The 15,713-nt window shown below is 67.2% G+C and carries 16 protein-coding genes; 9 read left to right on the top strand and 7 right to left on the bottom strand.

The genetic code is table 11. The features are described from left to right. Nucleotides 1-117: 117 nt before the first annotated feature. On the top strand, nucleotides 118-1,182 hold the full coding sequence (gene hemH / locus WS95_RS15100) for a ferrochelatase (RefSeq protein WP_059791790.1): 1,065 nt from the start codon (nucleotides 118-120) through the stop codon (nucleotides 1,180-1,182). Between the two features lie 173 nt (nucleotides 1,183-1,355). Continuing rightward, nucleotides 1,356-1,763: an RNA-binding S4 domain-containing protein gene (locus WS95_RS15095; protein ID WP_034206474.1), complete on the top strand. Its 408-nt coding sequence runs from the start codon at nucleotides 1,356-1,358 to the stop codon at nucleotides 1,761-1,763. On the opposite strand, the gene WS95_RS35355 is transcribed toward WS95_RS15095, so the two are convergent. Further along, complete coding sequence (locus WS95_RS35355; RefSeq protein WP_006476841.1) at nucleotides 1,735-1,896, bottom strand: hypothetical protein; 162 nt, start codon at nucleotides 1,894-1,896, stop codon at nucleotides 1,735-1,737. The two genes, WS95_RS15095 and WS95_RS35355, sit on opposite strands and share 29 nt — an antisense overlap. Nucleotides 1,897-2,249: 353 nt before the next feature. Between WS95_RS35355 and grpE the strand changes: the two genes are divergently transcribed. From grpE to WS95_RS15070, 5 genes are all read left to right on the top strand, one after another. Next, a complete protein-coding gene (gene grpE / locus WS95_RS15090) occupies nucleotides 2,250-2,795 on the top strand; it encodes a nucleotide exchange factor GrpE (RefSeq protein ID WP_034206475.1) in 546 nt (181 codons plus the stop codon). A 10-nt stretch (nucleotides 2,796-2,805) separates the two neighbouring features. Next, a complete protein-coding gene (locus tag WS95_RS15085) occupies nucleotides 2,806-3,249 on the top strand; it encodes a thioredoxin family protein (protein WP_059824486.1) in 444 nt (147 codons plus the stop codon). A 148-nt stretch (nucleotides 3,250-3,397) separates the two neighbouring features. Continuing rightward, nucleotides 3,398-5,350: a molecular chaperone DnaK gene (gene dnaK / locus WS95_RS15080; protein WP_034206477.1), complete on the top strand. Its 1,953-nt coding sequence runs from the start codon at nucleotides 3,398-3,400 to the stop codon at nucleotides 5,348-5,350. A 253-nt stretch (nucleotides 5,351-5,603) separates the two neighbouring features. Then, entirely contained in the window at nucleotides 5,604-6,740 is a 1,137-nt protein-coding gene (dnaJ, locus tag WS95_RS15075) for a molecular chaperone DnaJ (protein WP_034206478.1), read from the top strand. A gap of 4 nt (nucleotides 6,741-6,744) precedes the next feature. Then, on the top strand, nucleotides 6,745-8,652 hold the full coding sequence (locus tag WS95_RS15070) for a chorismate-binding protein (RefSeq protein WP_059824484.1): 1,908 nt from the start codon (nucleotides 6,745-6,747) through the stop codon (nucleotides 8,650-8,652). A gap of 143 nt (nucleotides 8,653-8,795) precedes the next feature. On the opposite strand, the gene panB is transcribed toward WS95_RS15070, so the two are convergent. From panB to hda, 6 genes are read right to left on the bottom strand one after another with little or no spacing between them, the layout of a single operon-like run. Next, nucleotides 8,796-9,611 carry a 3-methyl-2-oxobutanoate hydroxymethyltransferase gene (gene panB / locus WS95_RS15065; RefSeq protein WP_034206480.1) on the bottom strand — a complete coding sequence of 272 codons (816 nt, stop codon included), beginning with the start codon at nucleotides 9,609-9,611 and terminating at the stop codon, nucleotides 8,796-8,798. 43 nt (nucleotides 9,612-9,654) lie between these two features. Continuing rightward, on the bottom strand, nucleotides 9,655-10,341 hold the full coding sequence (locus WS95_RS15060) for a deoxynucleoside kinase (RefSeq protein ID WP_059501043.1): 687 nt from the start codon (nucleotides 10,339-10,341) through the stop codon (nucleotides 9,655-9,657). Beyond that, nucleotides 10,338-10,880 carry a 2-amino-4-hydroxy-6-hydroxymethyldihydropteridine diphosphokinase gene (gene folK, locus WS95_RS15055; protein WP_059779268.1) on the bottom strand — a complete coding sequence of 181 codons (543 nt, stop codon included), beginning with the start codon at nucleotides 10,878-10,880 and terminating at the stop codon, nucleotides 10,338-10,340. The genes WS95_RS15060 and folK overlap by 4 nt, the downstream gene beginning before the upstream one ends. 35 nt (nucleotides 10,881-10,915) lie before the next feature. After that, nucleotides 10,916-12,463: a polynucleotide adenylyltransferase PcnB gene (gene pcnB, locus WS95_RS15050; RefSeq protein WP_059824482.1), complete on the bottom strand. Its 1,548-nt coding sequence runs from the start codon at nucleotides 12,461-12,463 to the stop codon at nucleotides 10,916-10,918. Between the two features lie 5 nt (nucleotides 12,464-12,468). Next, on the bottom strand, nucleotides 12,469-13,146 hold the full coding sequence (locus WS95_RS15045; RefSeq protein ID WP_059824480.1) for an HAD family hydrolase: 678 nt from the start codon (nucleotides 13,144-13,146) through the stop codon (nucleotides 12,469-12,471). An 11-nt stretch (nucleotides 13,147-13,157) separates the two neighbouring features. Next, nucleotides 13,158-13,892 (bottom strand): DnaA regulatory inactivator Hda, encoded by a 735-nt coding sequence (gene hda / locus WS95_RS15040; protein WP_034206485.1) that lies wholly within the window; start codon nucleotides 13,890-13,892, stop codon nucleotides 13,158-13,160. 250 nt (nucleotides 13,893-14,142) lie between these two features. Here hda and purM point away from each other — a divergent pair, with 250 nt between their 5' ends. Together purM and WS95_RS15030 are read left to right on the top strand one after the other, a co-directional pair. Next, nucleotides 14,143-15,198, top strand: a complete 1,056-nt coding sequence (gene purM / locus WS95_RS15035) for a phosphoribosylformylglycinamidine cyclo-ligase (RefSeq protein WP_027783630.1) — start codon at nucleotides 14,143-14,145, stop codon at nucleotides 15,196-15,198. A gap of 111 nt (nucleotides 15,199-15,309) precedes the next feature. Beyond that, complete coding sequence (locus tag WS95_RS15030; protein WP_059779272.1) at nucleotides 15,310-15,705, top strand: YybH family protein; 396 nt, start codon at nucleotides 15,310-15,312, stop codon at nucleotides 15,703-15,705. Nucleotides 15,706-15,713 lie beyond the last annotated feature (8 nt).

Below are 15,713 nucleotides of genomic sequence, written 5' to 3'. Positions count from 1 at the left end.
ATCCCGCCCCGCTATCGTGCCGTGCCGCCGCTTGCGGCGACAGTCGGCCGAACGGCACGGGGCGGCCCGCTATAATTGAGGGCCGTCCGGTCCCGTGCCTCGAGCACGTCCTTGCCCATGCGTTTCGATCTCGAGCCGCCTTCGAACATCGCGGCCGCCCATCGCATCGGTGTGCTGCTGATCAATCTCGGCACGCCCGACGCGCCCACGCCGCGCGCGGTGCGGCGCTACCTGGCCGAATTCCTGTCGGATCCACGGGTCGTCGAAATTCCGCAGGCCGTCTGGCAGGTGCTGCTGCGCACGCTGATCCTGCCGCTGCGCGGCCGTGCCTCCGCGAAGAAATACGCGGCCGTCTGGATGCCCGAGGGCTCGCCGCTGCGCGTGTATACCGAGCGTCAGACCGACAGCGTGCGACACCTGCTCGTGTCGAACGGCTATCACGTGACGGTCGACTACGCGATGCGCTACGGCAGCCCGAACATTGCGCATGCGCTCGCGCAGTTCAAGCGCGCGGGCGTCGAGCGCGTGCTGTTGATGCCGATGTATCCGCAATACTCGGCGTCGACCACGGCCACCGCGTTCGATGCCGCGTTCGACGCGCTCGCGCGCATGCGCAACCAGCCGGAAGTGCGCACGGTGCGGCACTACGCCGACCATCCGGCCTATATCCATGCGCTGGCCGAACAGGTGCGCCAGTACTGGGCGCAGCATGGCCGGCCCGATTTCGCGGCCGGCGACAAGCTGGTGCTGAGTTTCCACGGCGTGCCGAAGCGCACGCTCGACCTCGGCGACCCGTATCACGACCAGTGTCAGCAGACCGGCGCGTTGCTGATGGCCGCGCTCGGGCTGTCGGGTACCGAATGCCGCGTCACGTTCCAGTCGCGCTTCGGCAAGGCCGAATGGCTGCAGCCGTACACCGCGCCGACGTTGCGCGAATTCGGCGAGGCCGGCGTGCGGCGGGCGGACGTGTTCTGTCCCGGCTTCACGGCCGATTGCCTGGAGACGATCGAGGAAATCGGCATGGAAGTGCGCGACGAGTTCCTCGCCGGCGGCGGCAAGACCTTCCACCGCATTCCGTGTCTGAACGGCGCGTCCGCGTGGATCGGCGCGCTCGGCGAGATCGTCGCGGAGAATCTGCAGGGCTGGCCCGTCAAGGCCGCGCAGCCCGAAACGGTCGGTTGAGACGAGATGAAACGATTTCCACGCGCTTTTTTGTTCGCCGTTTTCCCGGAAAGCGGTCAGCCTCCTTGGGGTTGCCCGGCGGAGGCTGACATGAAACGACCCCCACGCTCACTTCGTTCGCTGCCCCCCGAGGGGGCGGTCAGCCTGCTTGGGACGGCCCTGCGGAGGCTGACATGAACTACAAGATTTCCACCGAGCCGGGCGCGAAGCTGCGCATCGACAAATGGCTGTGGGCGGCCCGGTTCTTCAAGACGCGCTCGCTCGCGACCGATGCGGTCGACAAGGGACACGTGAAGATCGGCGGTGCAGCGGTCAAGCCGGCGAAGGACGTGCGAGTGGGCGACGAGGTCGAGATTGCGATCGACGGCATCGTCTGGCACATTGCCGTGCTGGGCGTGTGCGACGTGCGCGGCCCCGCGAGCGTCGCGCAGACGCTCTACGAGGAAACGGAAGCGGGGCGGGCCGCGCGGCTCGCCGAACTGGAGCGGCGCCGCACGTATCGCGAGCCGGCGGCCGGGCTGCACGGCCGGCCGACCAAGCGCGACCGGCGCATCATCGACAGATTTTCTGGTGGGAGCTGAACATCTGGTCGAACGTCGCCCGCGCGCTTCCGTATTCGGTCGTGCGGTCGGTGACGGCTCCCGACAGGCAGATGGTGGTGGTGCCGGCAATGAGTACCAGCGCGACCACCGATATCGCAAAGGTCAGTTTCACGGTACTCCCCTCGAGAACAAGGGTGAAAACGGCGCCAGGTGGATGTCGGGCGGCGGTCAGCTAGGGGTAAACACGCTTTTCCGACGCTTGAGTGGAGTGTAGTGCAGCGGGCCTGTGCGGAGCTAGTACTTGCCGGGTAAGCGTTGTTACAGGCCGTTTCGCCCGATCCGGCGAACGATGCGACGCCTGCACCAGGAAACGCGCGGTTGTTTCACGGCATTGGCGAATGTCGGCGAAAGACCCTCTTGAAATCGCAGTTTTCGCCCTTATTTGCACCACCAATGTGCGGTGCCGTCGGGTATACGTCCGACGGTTGCCGATTTGGCTTCAACCTCTAATCGACTTTCAGCGACATGGAAAACACGCAAGAGAACCCGGCTACCCAATCGGCCGAAGACATCGGTAGCGAAAAGCAGGCGGCGCAAGGCGCCGCACCCGCCGCCGAAGCCGCCGACGCGGCGCTCGCGGAGGCTCAAGCCAAGGTCGCCGAGCTCCAGGAAAGCTTCCTGCGGGCGAAGGCCGAGACCGAGAACGTGCGCCGCCGCGCGCAGGACGACGTGTCGAAGGCGCACAAGTTCGCGATCGAGAGCTTCGCGGAACACCTGCTGCCCGTGCTGGACAGCCTGGAAGCGGCCGTCAGCGATACCTCCGGCGACATCGCGAAGGTGCGCGAAGGCGTCGAGCTGACGCTGCGCCAGTTGACGAGCGCGCTCGAGAAGGGCCGCGTCGTCGCGATCAATCCGGTCGGCGAGAAGTTCGATCCGCACCAGCACCAGGCCATTTCGATGGTGCCGGCCGAGCAGGAGCCGAACACCGTCGTCACGGTGCTGCAAAAGGGCTACATGATCGCCGACCGCGTGCTGCGCCCGGCGCTCGTCACCGTCGCCCAGCCGAAGTAAGGCGGCCGACATGGTGCCCGCCGGCGTCGATCCGGTCGCGTTCGACGCGTTCGACATGCAGGCGCTCGACGCCGGCACGTTCGACGCGGCCATCGACGGCGCGGGCGACGCACTGGCCGTGGTGTTCTTCTGGGGCGTCGACTGCTTCAACTGCGAGATCGCGAAGAAGGCGATGCTCGCGCAGCCCGACGCGATCCGCGCGCTGGGCCTGAAGTGGTTCCATTGCAACGTGTACGAGCACCCACAGCTGGGGCGCCGCTTCGGGCTGCACGGCGTGCCGACGTGGTTCTTCTTCCACCGCGGCAAGCGGCTGGGCCGCGCGACCGGCTGGCATGGCCTCGCGCAGTTCCAGGCAGCCGTCGCGGCGGCGCGCGCGAAGATGGCCGCGGCGGGAGGCGCGCCGTCCGGCGAAAGCGTCGGCGGCCGGCACGATCCGCTAGCCGGCGGCGATTGAAAAAATTTAATATCCGCATCGCTCGTCAGGTCTTGAAAACGGATCGGACGGACGCATTTCGGGAACAGAGTTGAATTCTGGCGTGCGAAACCGCCCAAAAACGCGGCGTTTCGTGCAGCAAACAAGCATTTCTGGAGATTAGGAAAAAATGGGAAAGATCATCGGTATTGACCTCGGCACCACGAACTCGTGCGTCGCCATCATGGAAGGCAACCAGGTCAAGGTCATCGAGAACTCGGAAGGCGCGCGCACCACGCCGTCGATCATCGCCTACATGGACGACAACGAAGTCCTCGTCGGCGCGCCGGCCAAGCGCCAGTCGGTGACCAACCCGAAGAACACGCTGTTCGCCGTGAAGCGCCTGATCGGCCGCCGTTTCGAAGAGAAGGAAGTCCAGAAGGACATCGGCCTGATGCCGTACTCGATCATCAAGGCCGACAACGGCGATGCATGGGTCGAAGCGCACGGCGAAAAGCTCGCGCCGCCGCAGGTGTCGGCCGAAGTGCTGCGCAAGATGAAGAAGACGGCGGAAGACTACCTCGGCGAGCCGGTCACGGAAGCCGTGATCACCGTGCCGGCGTACTTCAACGACAGCCAGCGCCAGGCGACCAAGGACGCCGGCCGCATCGCGGGCCTCGAAGTCAAGCGGATCATCAACGAGCCGACGGCAGCCGCGCTCGCGTTCGGCCTCGACAAGGCCGAGAAGGGTGACCGCAAGATCGCCGTGTACGACCTCGGCGGCGGCACGTTCGACGTGTCGATCATCGAGATCGCGGACGTCGACGGCGAAATGCAGTTCGAAGTGCTGTCGACCAACGGCGACACGTTCCTCGGCGGCGAAGACTTCGACCAGCGCATCATCGATTACATCATCGGCGAGTTCAAGAAGGAGCAGGGCGTCGACCTGTCGAAGGACGTGCTCGCGCTGCAGCGCCTGAAGGAAGCGGCCGAAAAGGCGAAGATCGAGCTGTCGTCGAGCCAGCAGACCGAAATCAACCTGCCGTACATCACGGCGGACGCGTCGGGCCCGAAGCACTTGAACCTGAAGATCACCCGCGCGAAGCTGGAAGCGCTGGTGGAAGACCTCGTCGAGCGCACGATCGAACCGTGCCGCATCGCGATCAAGGACGCAGGCGTCAAGGTGTCGGACATCGACGACGTGATCCTGGTCGGCGGGCAGACGCGCATGCCGAAGGTCATGGACAAGGTGAAGGAGTTCTTCGGCAAGGATCCGCGCCGCGACGTGAACCCGGACGAAGCCGTCGCGGTTGGCGCGGCGATCCAGGGCCAGGTCCTGTCGGGCGACCGCAAGGACGTGCTGCTGCTCGACGTGACCCCGCTGTCGCTCGGTATCGAGACGCTCGGCGGCGTGATGACGAAGATGATCAGCAAGAACACGACGATCCCGACGAAGCACGCGCAGGTGTACTCGACGGCGGACGACAACCAGTCGGCCGTGACGATCAAGGTGTTCCAGGGCGAACGCGAAATGGCGGCGGGCAACAAGCTGCTCGGCGAGTTCAACCTCGAAGGCATCCCGCCGGCACCGCGCGGCGTGCCGCAGATCGAAGTGACCTTCGACATCGACGCGAACGGCATCCTGCACGTCGGCGCGAAGGACAAGGCGACCGGCAAGGAAAACAAGATCACGATCAAGGCGAACTCGGGCCTGTCCGAGGCTGAAATCGACCAGATGATCAAGGACGCGGAAGCGAACGCAGCGGAAGACCACAAGCTGCGCGAGCTGGCCGATTCGCGCAACCAGGGCGACGCGCTGGTCCACAGCACGAAGAAGGCGCTGACCGAGTACGGCGACAAGCTGGACGCGGGCGAGAAGGAAGCGATCGAAGCGGCGCTGAAGTCGCTCGAGGACGTGCTGAAGGACACGTCGGCCGACAAGGCGGCGATCGACGCGAAGGTCGAGGAGCTCGGCAAGGTGTCGCAGAAGCTCGGCGAGAAGATGTACGCCGACATGCAGGCCCAGCAGGCGGGTGCGGCCGGTGCGGCCGGTGCGGCGGAAGGCGCGGCCCATGCGGGCGGTGCGCAACAGGCTGCCGACGACGTCGTCGACGCCGAGTTCAAGGAAGTGAAGAAGGACTAAGCCGGGTTGCCATGGCACCGTACGCCGCGCGCGAAATGCGCGCGGCGCGGCTGACAAGCGGTCTGTCTTTCCTTCCGGATGGCCGGATCGACTCCACGCCTGGCGGGCCTTGCGGCCCTCCGGGCACATTTGTTTTTTGGCGGGTGCTGCGTGAGCCGTCCGCGGACGGCGCAGCGCCAGACGAGTCGAGAGACTTTACTGCGGGCGAAAGGAGCCGCCGCGTGCGCGATGCGTGGCGGCACAGTGAATCGATATGGCGAAACGGGATTACTACGAGGTTCTGGGCGTCGCGAAGAACGCGAGCGACGACGAAATCAAGAAGGCATATCGCAAGCTTGCGATGAAGTATCACCCTGACCGCAATCCGGACAGCAAGGATGCGGAAGAGCATTTCAAGGAGGCGAAGGAAGCCTATGAAATGCTGTCGGATGGTCAGAAGCGGGCCGCGTACGACCAGTACGGCCACGCGGGCGTCGATCCGAACATGGGCGGTGCGGGCGCGCAGGGCTTCGGCGGCTTCGCGGATGCATTCGGCGACATCTTCGGCGACATCTTCGGCCAGGCCGCGGGCGGCGCCGCGCGCGGCGGCCGCGGCGGCCCGCAGGTGTATCGCGGCGCCGACCTGCGCTACAGCATGGAAATCACGCTCGAGCAGGCCGCGCACGGCTACGACACGCAGATCCGCGTGCCGAGCTGGGTGTCGTGCGAAGTCTGTCACGGCTCGGGGGCGAAGCCCGGCACGAAGCCGGAAACCTGCCCGACCTGTCACGGCCAGGGCACGGTGCGCATGTCGCAGGGCTTCTTCAGCATCCAGCAGACCTGCCCGAAGTGCCACGGCACCGGCACCTACATCCCCGAGCCGTGCGCGCATTGCCACGGGTCGGGCAAGGTGAAGGAAACCAAGACGCTCGAAGTGAAGATCCCGGCCGGGATCGACGACGGGATGCGGATCCGCTCGGCCGGCAACGGCGAGCCGGGCATCAACGGCGGGCCGCCGGGCGACCTGTACGTCGAGATCCACATCAAGCCGCACGCGGTGTTCGAGCGCGACGGCGACGATCTCCACTGCCAGATGCCGATTCCGTTCACGACCGCCGCACTTGGCGGCGAGATCGAGGTGCCGACGCTGGCCGGCCGTGCGTCGTTCCCGGTGCCGGAAGGCACGCAGTCGGGCAAGACGTTCCGCCTGCGCGGCAAGGGCATCAAGGGGCTGCGTTCGAGCATTGCGGGCGATCTGTACGTGCACGTGCAGGTCGAGACGCCGGTGAAGCTGACCGATCACCAGCGCGACCTGCTCAAGCAGTTCGAGAAGTCGCTGGCCGAGGGCGGCGCGCGCCACAGCCCGCAGAGCAAGAGCTGGTTCGATCGGGTGAAGAGCTTCTTCGAGTAACGGCATGACTGAAGGCAACGAGAGCGCGTCGTTCGCGCTCTTGGACGATTGCGACTCGACCGCGTCCGCGCGGTCGAGTCGTTTGTATTCGGGCTTCGTGCGCGAACGCGTGTGCACGGACCCGGCGCAGCTCGACGCCATCGACGCGGCGCTCGCGCAGGATCTGCGCGACGGGCTGCATGCGGTCGTCGTCGGCGATTACGAATTCGGACGCAACCTGCAACGGGCGCAGCCGGGCGATGCCCCGCTGCGCTTTTTGCTGTATGCGCGCTGCGAGCGGCTGTCGCGCGACGACGTCGACGCATGGCTCGCGCAGCAGGACGGCGGCGGCACGCCGTCGATCGCGGGCGTCGCGCACGTCGCGAAGAGCGTGTCGCGCGATGCGTTCGACGCGGCGATCGCCGCGGTGCACGACGCGCTGCGCGCGGGCGATTCGTATCAGGTCAACTACACGTACCGGCTGAATTTCGACGTATTCGGCACGCCGCTCGCGCTGTACCGGCGGCTGCGCGCGCGCCAGCCGGTGCGGTACGGCGCGCTGATCGCCCTGCCCGACGGCGCGTGGGTCGTGTCGTGCTCGCCGGAGCTGTTCGTCGAGAAGCATGGCGACGTGCTGCGCGCGCGGCCGATGAAGGGCACCGCGCCGCGCTCGGCCGACCCGCGTGAAGACGCGGCGGCGGCCGCGTTCCTCGCGAGCGACCCGAAAAACCGTGCGGAAAACGTGATGATCGTCGACTTGCTGCGCAACGACGTGTCGCGGATCGCGCGCACGGGCAGCGTCAAGGTGCCGGCGCTGTTCTCCGTCGAGCCGTATGCGTCGGTGTGGCAGATGACGTCGACGGTCGAAGCCGGCTGGCGCGACGGCACGACGTTCGCGCAGATGCTGCGCGCGCTGTTTCCTTGCGGGTCGATCACGGGCGCGCCGAAGTACAAGACGATGCAATTGATCGATGCGATCGAGTCGACGCCGCGCGGGCTGTATACCGGTGCGATCGGCTGGCTCGACGCACCGAAGGACGAGGCCGCGTCGGCAGGCGCTGCGGCCGGGTGCGGCGATTTCTGCCTGTCGGTCGCGATCCGGACGCTGACGCTCGATGCGGTCGCAGCCGATTCCGCCGCGACGATCGCCGCGCGCGACGCGGCAACGGCCGCCGCCGGCCGGCGGTGCGGCACGATGGGCGTTGGCGCGGGCATCGTGCTCGACAGCGTCGCGGCCGATGAATACGCGGAGTGCGAATTGAAAGCGCGATTCCTGACGGATGCCGACCCCGGCTTCCAGCTGTTCGAAACGACGGCCGCGACGCGGGCGGACGGAATCCGCCATCTCGATCGCCATCTCGCGCGGCTGCAACGCAGTGCGGAGGCGTTCGGGTTTCGCTTCGATGCCGACGCGTTGCGTCGCGAGATCGATGCGCGCTGCGCGGCGCTCGACGGCGACGGCGCGTACCGGATGAAGCTCGCGCTGGCGAAGGACGGCACGATCGAGATCGTCGCGGCGCCGCTCAAGCCGCTGCCGGCGGGGCCGGTCGGCGTGCTGCTGGCCTGCGCGCACGGCTTCGCGCCGACCCGCGCGAGCGATGCGCTGCTGCTGCACAAGACCACGCGCCGTGCCGAATACGACCGCGCGTGGCAGGCGGCGGAGGCGCTCGGCGGGTTCGACATGCTGTTCGTCAACGAGCGCGGCGAGGTGACGGAAGGCGGCCGCTCGAACCTGTTCGTGAAGCTCGACGGCCAGTGGGTGACGCCGCCGTTGACGAGCGGCGTGCTGCCGGGCGTGATGCGCGGCGTGTTGCTCGACGATCGCGCGTTCGGCGCGGTGGAGCGGGTCGTCATGCGCGACGATCTGGCGCGCGCGCAGGCGTTGCTGTTGACCAACGCACTGCGCGGAGCGCTCGACGCGGTGCTGAAGTGACGGGGTGACGGCTCGAGCAGCGCGCCCGGGCCGCGGCCGCCGAGCATCGGCCACGCGGCTTCCGTAAAAAAGCGCGGCGCCCGCAAAGGGCGCCGCGTTTTTTTTATCGGCAGGGCACCGGCGAACGAGCCGCCGGGTGCGCGTCAGAACGAGTGTTCCGGGCCCGGGAACGACTGGTCCTTCACCGCGCTCACGTAGGCTTCGACGGCCGCCTGAATGCTCGGCTGTCCCTGCATGAAATCCTTCACGAAACGCGGCCGCTTGCCGGGGAACACACCGAGCATGTCGTGCAGCACGAGTACCTGCCCCGAGCAGTCGACGCCCGCGCCGATGCCGATCGTCGGGATCTTCAGCATGTGCGTGACTTCGGATGCGACGAGCGTCGGCACGGCTTCGAGCACGACGAGTTGCGCACCGGCTTCCTCGATCGCGCGCGCATCGCGCAGCAGTTGCGCGGCGCCCGCTTCAGTCTTGCCCTGGACCTTGAAGCCGCCGAACGCATGCACCGACTGCGGCGTGAGGCCGAGATGCGCGCACACGGGCACCGACCGTTCGACGAGGAAGCGGATCGTATCGGCGAGCCATTCGCCGCCTTCGAGCTTGACCATCTGCGCGCCCGCGCGCATCAGCTTGACCGAATTCGCGAACGCGTCGGCCGGCGTCCCGTACGTGCCGAACGGCAGATCGGCGACGACGAGCGCACGCGGCTGCGCACGTGCGACACAGGCCGTGTGATAGGCGATGTCGTCGAGCGACACGGGCAGCGTGGTCGTATGGCCCTGCAGTACGTTGCCGAGCGAATCGCCGATCAGCAGCACGTCGGTGCCGGCGCGATCGAGCAGCGCCGAAAAGCTCGCGTCGTAGCACGTGAGCATCGCGATCTTCTCGCCGGCGTCGCGCATTGCCTGCAGCTTGGGTACCGTCACGGCAGGCCGGCTCGATTCCTGGAGATAGGTCATGGGAAATCCGGGTCGATGAGGGAGGAACGACAGGCGGGACGCGTCAACGCGCCGTCTCGCCCTTGACGAAGAATTCCTTGCGGCCGCGCATCGTCTCGATGCGCTCGACCAGCAGGGCGAGATCCTCGGGGGAATCCAGCGGGTTCAGGTGTTCGGCTGCGACCGTCAGCACCGGTGTGCGGTCGTAGTGGTAGAAGAATTCGTTGTACGCGTCGACGAGCGAGCGCAGGTACGCGTCGCTGATCTGCAGCTCCATCGGCGTCCCGCGCTTCTGGATGCGCGAGAACAGCACTTCGGGGCTGGCCTGCAGGTAGACGACGAGATCGGGCGACGGCGCCTGCGGCACGTCGACGTGCGCGGCGACCGAGCGATACAGTTGCCACTCGTCTTCCGGCAGGTTCAGCCGCGCGAAGATGTCGTTCTTCTGCGGCATGAAATCGGCGATCACGGGCCGGCCCGTGTCGAGCGCGCCGATCAGCTCGCGCGCCTGCTGCGCGCGCTGCAGCGCGAACGACAGCTGGACGGGCAGCGCGTAGCGCGCGGTGTCGCGATAGAAGCGCTCGAGGAACGGGTTGTCCTGCGGGCGTTCGAGCAGCGTCTGCATCGACCAGCGCTCGGCGAGCAGGCGCGCGAGCGTCGTCTTGCCGACGCCGATCGGGCCTTCGATCACGAGATAGCGGTGCGGGGCGCGCAGGTCGGGCGCGGTGACGGTCAGCGGAGTCGAGTTCATCGGCAGCGGGTCTTGTCGGCGTTTTCGCCGGCGGCGAGCGCCTTCTGCATCGGGCACTGGCAGGTTTGCACCTTTTCGACGCGCTGATCCGCGACCGCGGCGAGAAAGGCGTCGGCACGGCCGCGCGCGGGGATGTCGAGCGCCGGCTCGATTTCGACGAGCGGCACGAGCGCGAATGCGCGGTCGGTGAGGCGTGGGTGCGGGACGATCAGGTCGGGTTCGTCGATCGAATCGGCGCCGAACAGCAGGATGTCGAGGTCGAGCGTGCGCGGCGCATTGCGGTACGGGCGCTCGCGGCCGAAGTGATGTTCGATCTTCTGGCAGAGCGCGAGCAGCTCGCGGGCCGACAGCGTCGTGTCGAGCTTGACGACGCAGTTGTAGTAGTCGTCGCCGCCGGCTTCGAACGGCGCCGTGCGATACAGGCTCGACTTGCCGAGGATCGAGATGGTGCGCTGCTGCGCGAGGCACACCACCGCGTCCTTCAGGGTCTGGCGTGCATCGCCGAGATTCGCCCCCAATCCGATATATGCAACCGTCATGGCATCACTTCCTACGTCGTTCGCCGGCGCATGCGTCAGTCGTCGGAACCGCTCGCGGTATCGCCCGCGGTATCCGGCGCCTGCGCGGCGGCGCCTTCACCCGGATTGCGGTTTCGCGCACCGCCGCGGCGGCGCCGCTTGCGGGGCGATTTTTCCTTCGAGCCGCCCTGCGTGAGCAATGCCTCGCGAGCGGCCGCGTCGCCTTCGATGAAATCCGTCCACCACTGTCCGACTTCCGCGTCGAGCTCGCCGGATTCGCAGCGTAACAGGAGGAAATCATACCCCGCTCTAAACCTTTGGTGTTCCAGCAGCCGCATCGCGCTGCGGCCCGAGCGCTTCTCGAGGCGCAACTGCAGGCCCCAGATCTCGCGCATGTCGGCCGAGTAACGCTTGTGGATCGCGAGTTTCTCGGTCTGCATGTCGAGCACGTCGTCCATCGCGCGATGGAGCGCCGGCACCGGGATTTCGCCCGCGGCCGTGTACTGCTCGAAGCGCTGGCGCATGTCGTGCCACAGCAGCGTCGCGAACAGGAAACCCGGCGACACCGGCTTGCCGGCGCGCACGCGCGCGTCGGTGTTGTTCAGCGCGAGCGTGATGAACTTCTCGCCCTGCGGCTGTTCGAGCACGACGTCGAGCAGCGGCAGCAGCCCGTGATGCAGGCCTTCCTTGCGCAGCCGCTGCAGGCACGCGAGCGCGTGCCCCGACAGCAGCAGCTTCAGCATTTCGTCGAACAGGCGCGCGGCCGGCACGTTGTTGATCAGGTCGGCGAGCGCGTGGATCGGCTCGCGCGTATGCGGTTCGATCTCGAAATCGAGCTTCGCTGCGAAGCGCACGACGCGCAGCATCCGCACCGGATCCTCGCGGAAGCGGGTGGCCGGATCGCCGATCATCCGCAACAGGCGCGCGCGTACGTCGGCCATCCCGTCGTGATAGTCGAGCACCGTCTGCGTCGACGGGTCGTAGTACATCGCGTTGATCGTGAAGTCGCGGCGCGCGGCGTCCTCGTGCTGCTCGCCCCACACGTTGTCGCGCAGCACGCGGCCGCTCGCATCGACCGCGTGCGTGCGGCGATCGAGTTCGTCGCGCTTCAGGCGCTTCGGCGGCTCGGCCGCGGCCGCCTCGGGCGGCGCGTCGACCAGCGCGCGGAACGTCGATACCTCGATCAGCTCCTGGCCGAACTGCACGTGGACGATCTGGAAGCGGCGGCCGATCAGGCGTGCGCGGCGGAACAGGCGCTGCACCTCGGTGGGCGTCGCGTCGGTCGCGACGTCGAAGTCCTTCGGTGCGATGCCGAGCAGCAGGTCGCGCACCGCGCCGCCGACGATGAACGCGCGAAAGCCCGCCTGCTGCAGCGTGTCGGTCACGCGCACCGCGTTTCTCGAGATCAGCGCCGGGTTGATGCCGTGCACGCTGGCCGGCACGACGGTCGGCGCATGGTTGCTGCGCGATTGCTTCGCGCCGCCGCGGGCGCCCTTCGGCGCGCGCGGGGCAGCAGGGGCCGTTTCGTCGGCCGGGGCCGCGGCGGGAGGCGTTTGCTCGGTTTCGTCCTGCCCGAGCAGCTTGCGAATGAATTTTTTGATCACGACGTTCAGAAGAGATCCAGGATGCGCCAGCCGCGGTTGCTTGCGTGCGCACGCAGCGTGTCGTCGGGGTTGGTCGCGATCGGGTCGGTGACTTTCTCGAGCAACGGAATGTCGTTGTGCGAGTCGCTGTAGAAATAGCTGTGTTCGAAGTCGTCCCAGTGCTTGCCGAGCGATGCGAGCCACGCTTCGGTGCGCACGATCTTGCCTTCGCGATAGCTCGGCGTGCCGGTCGGCCGGCCCGTGTACGGCGAATCGGGATGCCCGTCGGTCGTTTCGACCTCGCACGCGATCAGCGTGTCGACGCCGAACGCGGTCGCGATCGGGCGCGTGATGAATTCGTTGGTGGCCGTCACGACGCAGCACAGATCGCCGGCGTCGATGTGCTTGCGCACGAGTTCGAGCGCGGCGGGCGTCATCGCGGGGCGGATCACCTCGTGCATGTACTGCTCGTGCCATTCGGCCAGCTGCGCGCGCGAATACTTCGCGAGCGGCGTGAGCATCGCGCACAGGTACGCGTGGATGTCGAGCTTGCCGGCCTTGTAGTCGGCGAAGAACTGATCGTTCTGACGCGAGAAGCTTTCCGCGTCGACGATGCCGAGCTTCACCATGAAGCGACCCCATTCGTGGTCGCTATCGGTCGGGATCAGCGTGTGATCGAGGTCAAAGAGTGCCAGATTAGTCATGGAAGCGCATTTTACTCGAAGCGGTTCGGGCCCGTGCCCGGTGGAGCGATGTCGTCGCCGGGACGCGCGAGCATCCGGCGCAGCAGCGGCAGCGTGACCGCGCGTTTCTGCTCGAGCGAGAAGCGGTCGAGCGCGTCGAGCAATGCCATCAGGCTCGGCATGTCGCGGCGGAAATGGGTGAGCAGGTACGCGGCGATGTCGTCGGTGAGCGCGATCCCGCGCTCCTTCGCCGCGAGCTTGAGCACGGCGATCTTGCCGGCGTCGGACGGCGGCGACAGGTGGAACACGAGCCCCCAGCCGAGCCGCGTGCGCAGGTCCTCGCGCACGTCGAGCGCGAGCGGCGCCGCCGGGCCCGCCGCGACGAACGCGCTCGACGGGTGCGCGCGCACTTCGTTGAACAGGTTGAACAGCGCGACCTGCTGCGTGTCGCTCATCCGGTCGCAGTCGTCGATCGCGTAAATGCCGATGCGCGGGTCGAACGTGAACGCGCCGAGCGGGCTCTGCGGCGTCAGGTAGCGCGCATAGCCGTACGACGCATCGCTCACGAGCGCCTGCAGCAGGTGGGTGCGGCCGCTGCCCGGTTCGCCCCAGATATAGAACGACCGGTCCGGCACGGGGCCGGCCGCGAGCGCGAGATCGAGCTTCTGCAGGCGCGTGACGAGCTCGTCGTTCTCGTCGCTCATGATGAAGTTGTCGAACGTGGCGGGCGGCGGCGTGCCGAGATCGAGCGTCAGTTGACGGGACACAGCAGTCACAATGCGGGTCGGTTGAAAAAACGCGTGCCGTACGCCGGGCACGCGCGAGGGAAGGCGCCCCGGCTGGCTTCACGCGCGACCGTACGCACGGCGCGGCGCGGGTTTCGGCGCGCTTCGCCCGGCGATGAAAACGGGGACGTGTTGACCAAGATGCGATCCCTGACGATTCGGTGCTGGGAATTCCGGCCAACCGGCCGGCTTCGGGTAAAATCGCATTTTACCGACCTTCTCGCATTCCCCCATGAATCCTCCGAAATCCGCTCCCGACGCTCAGGGTCTGTCCTACCGCGACGCAGGCGTCGACATCGACGCAGGCGACGCGCTCATCGACAAGATCAAGCCTTTTGCGAAGAAAACCTTGCGCGACGGCGTGCTCGGCGGCATCGGCGGGTTCGGCGCGCTGTTCGAAGTGCCGAAGAAGTACAAGGAGCCCGTGCTCGTGTCGGGCACCGACGGCGTGGGCACCAAGCTCAAGCTGGCCTTTCATCTGAACAAACACGACACCGTCGGCCAGGATCTCGTCGCGATGAGCGTCAACGACATCCTCGTGCAGGGCGCCGAGCCGCTGTTCTTCCTCGACTACTTCGCGTGCGGCAAGCTCGACGTCGACACGGCCGCGACCGTCGTCAAGGGCATCGCGCAGGGCTGCGAACTGTCGGGCTGCGCGCTGATCGGCGGCGAAACCGCCGAAATGCCGGGCATGTACCCGGACGGCGAATACGACCTGGCCGGCTTCGCGGTCGGCGCGGTCGAGAAGAGCAAGATCATCGACGGCAGCACGATCGCCGAAGGCGACGTGGTGCTCGGCCTCGCATCGAGCGGCATCCACTCGAACGGCTTCTCGCTCGTGCGCAAGATCATCGAGCGCGCGAATCCCGATCTGTCGGCGGATTTCCACGGCCGCTCGCTGGCCGACGCGCTGATGGCCCCGACGCGCATCTACGTGAAGCCGCTGCTCGCGCTGATGCAGAAGCTGACGGTGAAGGGCATGGCGCACATCACGGGCGGCGGTCTCGTCGAGAACATCCCGCGCGTGCTGCGCGAAGGCCTCACCGCCGAGCTCGACCAGCACGCATGGCCGTTGCCGCCGCTGTTCAAGTGGCTGCAGGAGCACGGCGGCGTCGCCGACGCGGAAATGCACCGCGTGTTCAACTGCGGGATCGGCATGGCCGTGATCGTCTCGGCGGCCGATGCCGACGCAGCGATCGCCGACCTGACCGCCGCCGGCGAACAGGTGTGGAAGATCGGCACCGTGCGTGCGACCCGCGAAGGCGAGGCGCAGACGGTCGTGGTCTGACGCACGGCAGCAGCAGAATGCAGTATGGAAAGCCGCCCGGCATCGCTCCGGGCGGCTTTTTTTTCGGGCGCCGCGTGCGTACGGACGCGCGCCGATGAAGGAGGAGCGACGATGACCGAAGACGAACGCGCGATCCGCGAGCTCGTGGAAACCTGGTTCGTGTCGAGCCGGCGCGGCGATCTGGCGACCGTGCTCGACCTGATCGCCGACGACGCGATCTTCATGGTGGCCGGCAAGCCGCCGTTCGACAAGGCGGCGTTCGCGGCCGCGTCGCGCGACGCGAACGCCGGCGCGGCCCCCCCGCCGAAGATCGACGGCCGCTACCGGATCGACGAGCTGCGCGTGATCGGCGATTGGGCATACATGCGCAATTTCATCGAGATCGACGCGACGCCGCCGGGCGGCGAGACGATCCGCCGCTCGGGCCACACGCTGACGATCTTCCGCAAGGCCGACGGCCGCTGGCAGCTCGTGCGCGACGCGAATCTCGTCACGCTCGCGGGCTGAGCGCGACG

The sequence above is a fragment of the Burkholderia sp. MSMB1826 genome (genome assembly GCF_001526325.1).
GTDB lineage: Bacteria > Pseudomonadota > Gammaproteobacteria > Burkholderiales > Burkholderiaceae > Burkholderia.
Note: the sequence above shows the minus strand (reverse complement) of the source record. Positions and strands in the feature narration are given on the sequence as shown.

What these genes read in the sequence shown, in the direction of transcription:
- panB (WP_034206480.1), bottom strand. Translation starts at nt 9,611, where the DNA reads ATGACCTATCTCCAGGAATCGAGCCGGCCTGCCGTGACGGTACCCAAG.
- WS95_RS15060 (WP_059501043.1), bottom strand. Translation starts at nt 10,341, where the DNA reads ATGAACTCGACTCCGCTGACCGTCACCGCGCCCGACCTGCGCGCCCCG.
- dnaK (WP_034206477.1), top strand. Translation starts at nt 3,398, where the DNA reads ATGGGAAAGATCATCGGTATTGACCTCGGCACCACGAACTCGTGCGTC.
- WS95_RS15045 (WP_059824480.1), bottom strand. Translation starts at nt 13,146, where the DNA reads ATGACTAATCTGGCACTCTTTGACCTCGATCACACGCTGATCCCGACC.
- folK (WP_059779268.1), bottom strand. Translation starts at nt 10,880, where the DNA reads ATGACGGTTGCATATATCGGATTGGGGGCGAATCTCGGCGATGCACGC.
- WS95_RS15030 (WP_059779272.1), top strand. Translation starts at nt 15,310, where the DNA reads ATGACCGAAGACGAACGCGCGATCCGCGAGCTCGTGGAAACCTGGTTC.
- WS95_RS15095 (WP_034206474.1), top strand. Translation starts at nt 1,356, where the DNA reads ATGAACTACAAGATTTCCACCGAGCCGGGCGCGAAGCTGCGCATCGAC.
- dnaJ (WP_034206478.1), top strand. Translation starts at nt 5,604, where the DNA reads ATGGCGAAACGGGATTACTACGAGGTTCTGGGCGTCGCGAAGAACGCG.
- hemH (WP_059791790.1), top strand. Translation starts at nt 118, where the DNA reads ATGCGTTTCGATCTCGAGCCGCCTTCGAACATCGCGGCCGCCCATCGC.
- WS95_RS15070 (WP_059824484.1), top strand. Translation starts at nt 6,745, where the DNA reads ATGACTGAAGGCAACGAGAGCGCGTCGTTCGCGCTCTTGGACGATTGC.
- WS95_RS15085 (WP_059824486.1), top strand. Translation starts at nt 2,806, where the DNA reads ATGGTGCCCGCCGGCGTCGATCCGGTCGCGTTCGACGCGTTCGACATG.
- grpE (WP_034206475.1), top strand. Translation starts at nt 2,250, where the DNA reads ATGGAAAACACGCAAGAGAACCCGGCTACCCAATCGGCCGAAGACATC.
- purM (WP_027783630.1), top strand. Translation starts at nt 14,143, where the DNA reads ATGAATCCTCCGAAATCCGCTCCCGACGCTCAGGGTCTGTCCTACCGC.